Annotated in this window: 3 protein-coding genes; 2 read left to right on the forward strand and 1 reads right to left on the reverse strand. The window is 68.6% G+C overall.

Features of this window, described 5'->3' with window-relative positions:
• A partial coding sequence (locus tag ACTHL4_RS15945; protein WP_440283746.1) for an ATP-binding protein occupies positions 1-1,081 on the forward strand: 1,081 nt, incomplete at its 5' end.
• Between the two features lie 489 nt (positions 1,082-1,570).
• Complete coding sequence (locus tag ACTHL4_RS15950) at positions 1,571-1,921, forward strand: ABC transporter permease (protein WP_440283747.1); 351 nt, start codon at positions 1,571-1,573, stop codon at positions 1,919-1,921.
• A 459-nt stretch (positions 1,922-2,380) separates the two neighbouring features.
• On the opposite strand, the gene ACTHL4_RS15955 is transcribed toward ACTHL4_RS15950, so the two are convergent.
• The coding region (locus ACTHL4_RS15955) for a DUF2254 domain-containing protein (protein ID WP_440283748.1) at positions 2,381-3,748 on the reverse strand (1,368 nt) is incomplete at its 5' end.

Genomic DNA, 3,748 nt, shown 5'->3' on the forward strand with positions numbered 1-3,748 from the left:
AGCCTGGTTCAAAATCGTGGGAAACCTGCTGTCCAACGCATACAAGTTCACCCCAACAGGCACCATCACTGTCGCGCTGCATCGGGACGGTCAAGGGGTGACGCTCTCGGTGTCCGACACGGGCAGCGGCATCTCACCCGAGGAAGCCACCGGCGTTTTGGAGAGATTCCATCAGGCGTCTTGTCGTCCGGCGCGAGGCATCACCGGGACCGGAATCGGGTTAGCGCTGGTCAAGGATTTGGTTGAGGCCCAAGGGGGGCGCCTTCAACTGGAAAGCAACCTCGGATCCGGCACGACCGTCACCGTCGTGCTGCCGGCGTCGACACGGTCAGTGGAGGTAGGCAACGACGTTCCGGTTGATGCTGCGATCGACGCGCCGCAGGTCATCGGTGCCTTGCTCCAAGAGCTCATGCCCGTGGAAATGGGCAACCGTCCCGTTGCTGCGTCTCTCGAAGCACAGGCCCCGCGGGTGTTGTTGGTGGAGGACAACGCCGACCTTCGCGACTATCTGACTCGGCTGCTGAGCTCAGACGGCTGGGCAGTGTCAGCGGCCCCCGACGTCAGCAGCGCATTCGAGATGACCGGGGAACCGGACATCATCCTGTGCGATGTGATGCTGCCAGGCCCCAGCGGTCTCGACTTGACCCGCATGGTCCGTTCCCGGGGCGAATGGGCGTCAGTGCCGGTGGTGCTGCTGACCGCGCGTTCCGGCCCAGGTGAGGTGGCGGAGGGCCTTTCCGCCGGCGCCGACGACTACGTCAGCAAGCCGTTCCAGCCGATCGAGCTGCTGTCTCGGCTCCGAGCCCACTATGAGCTTGCTCGGGACCGCAACCGCCAGCTTTTCGACGCGCAGGACAAGTCCAGCCAGCTCGAGGCCGCCATCATCAGCAACCGGCACATCGGCGTCGCGATCGGCGTGCTGATGGCGAGCGAGAAGGTCACCAGCCAGGAGGCATTCGACCTGCTGCGCCGGGTCAGCAACGACACCAACCGCAAACTGCGCGACATCGCCGAACACGTCGCAGGGACCGGAGAACTGCCCGAACAGGGTGCCAAGAAACGGCCGGCCCGTAGGGCGTGAACTTCGGGGGTCCGTCGGCTCACCGACGTGGCCGAGCGCGACCCGCGCGTAGCTCATGTGCTCACCGGCCGGCAGGTAGGAACCGGGCAGATTGGGTATGCCATCGGCACGGCGCAGCGGAGGTCCGGAACTTCGTGGCGTCGAGCCTTGGCGGCTTCTAAAACGTGAGGCCGCCGGGGCGACCCTCCTTTGACACCCCGGCCCGTCGACGCGTGCGAGCAGAAGAGCCGTCGGCCGGCCGCGCGCCGCGAGGCGATCGGACTGTTCTCTCATCCTGAGCGCACGGCAGCTGCGCTGACTGGGGATCACGGCCGCTGCTGGCATGTATGCACCCTCCGCGGTTCTGGGTGAGCTCCCAGATGCGGTAGGCGCCCTCCGTGGCAAGCGTTTGACAGGGACCTCGTCTACGAGACGATCATCGGCCAGCAGGCCGGCATACCGGTGGCGGGAGGGTCGGGACTTGTCCGTCACGCCAACGTGGTCCTCTTGGTGGCCCTGTTGCTCCTCGTCGTCCTGGCGGTCGTGGTCTCCGCGGTGGGTCGGCTCGGCACGTCGCGGGTGGCCGCGCTGGCGGTGGGGCGCGCCGTGGTGCAGCTGACCGTGGTGTCTCTTGTGATCGTGGTGGTGCTTCGCAGCCTGCTGTGGTCCCTGCTGTTCGTCGTCATGCTCGGCGTCGGCATCGTGACGCCAGCGCAGCGGGTGCAGGCCCTGCGCCTGGCGGTGGGTTGCCCTGTCCACCGTCAGGTTCATGGCGCCTCCGGGGGACTCGCGCGAGCGAACAATGGCGGCCCGGACGCCGCTACTCGCGGCCCCTCCGTTACCCCGCACCGATGGCGGTAGACCTCCGGACTGGCGAAACATCTAGGGGGCGCAAATGTCGCCGACTCACTGGCTCCGCTTGTGCCGGGCTGGCCGGTCGTCAGATGCCGTCCTAGATCCCGCCCTGTTCGACCTGGAAGGCGAGCTGCCGCAGCAGGTCCACCCGGGCAGCTGTCGCGCCCGCGGCGCCGGGCCGTTGGCCAACCCGTTCGACGATCTCGACGGCGCTGCGTCCCCACTGGCGGCGCGGGACGGCTCCCAGGCCCGGCCCCGGCAGGCCGCCGAGCGCGCCCCGACCGTCGCGCTGCCCCTCTGCAGCTCGTACCGTCGGGCGGCCGCGGCTGGTCCGCGGAGAATTGTTTCCGCCCGTGATGCACCCCAGGTGTGATGGTCCTGATTCGGTTTTAAGTCTCCAGCCGTTGCGACACTGGACGAGGACGGCGTCATCCGACCACGCGTATCAAGTCGATGCCGTGGACATCAGCCATTCCTGGGAGGCCGACCGAACTCTTGGCTGTTCGGAATCTGGCCGACAGCGGACCAAGGTCGTGGCGCGGCGGTGACGTCGGCGCCCGAGCCGATGCCTTCGGTGTCCGGCGTGAGTGCTGCGAGGACGTCATCCTCATCTTGGTGGGCGCGTCGGACAGCGGCGTCCAGCAGCCGGAGCTGGCGGTCCAGCGGTTCCTGGCGGTCGGGTGGTGCCACGCTCTTGAGGTCGGCGATGGCCGCGCACATCTTCCGGCTCACCTGCGGCTCCGACGCCCCGGCCAGTCGGATCTCGTCGAAGGCGAGCCGGACGTAGCCTTCCCAGCTGACGGTCCGCTCGATCAAGCGCACTGCACCGTCCTTGTCTCGGTGCTCACCGCGGGGCAACGGGCGAGGGGCGATCTGGCGCAGCAGGTCATGGAGCCGGTGCAGCGCCTGGACCGCGGTTGTCGGGTCCTCGAACGGTTGCGCGATCGACCGCACGGCGATGTCGACGAGCTTGCGGAAGCCGTAGGCCAGGTCCTCGGTATGCACGCGTTCCTCGCCGAGGAGCACGTGGCGGGTGACGTCGGTGGCCCGGAGGCGACCGGCCGGACTCCCGTTCGCGCTCGAGCTGGTGCCCGGATGCAGCCGGAACAGCGGCGCGCCGCCGACGACGTAGTCGCCGAGAAGGGGGACCAGCTCCAGCACGCAATCCGCCCGCTGGGCCGTGGCGACCAGGGCGGGACGGTCGACGCGGATCACGTTGCCGGGTCCCGCGGCGACGATCGCCTCCGGGTCGTCGTCGGCGACGGGCAGCTCGCCGTGCTCGCGGACGATGAATTCGCGGCTGCGGTCGCCGACGAGGTCGATGAGCCCAGCGACCCGCAGCCCCTGGCCGGCGTGGTGCACGAACAGGACGAGCACGACGATGCTAGCGAGCATCAGGACGTAGGAGAGCAGCATCGAGACGCCGGGCACCGTGCCGGAGTCGGAGCCGCGGACCTCGCGGAGGGTGAGCACCGAGACCAGGAAGCTGGCGCCGAACAACCCGATCGCCATCTGGCTCCACCGGTCGTTGAGCAGCGCTCCCACGATGCGGGGCGAGAACTGGCCCATCGCGAGCTGGACCGCGACCAGCGTGACGGTCAAGACCAGGGTGGTCAGCGACACCATCGCCGAGGCGAAGGAGGAGAGAATCGTCTGGGCGTCGGACGGCGTCCCGGTCAGGCTCTGCGGCAGGAGCCGGTATTCAGTCGCCCGGTCGACGGCGAGGCTTGCGACGGCAAGGAGCAGGCCGGCGGCCAAGCAGCCGACCGGCAGCAGCCAGATGCTCGAGCGAACGAAGCGCTGGAGCCGGAGCGCGCTCATGCGCTGAACGCC

The organism is Flexivirga sp. (assembly GCF_051955415.1).
Lineage (GTDB): Bacteria > Actinomycetota > Actinomycetes > Actinomycetales > Dermatophilaceae > Flexivirga.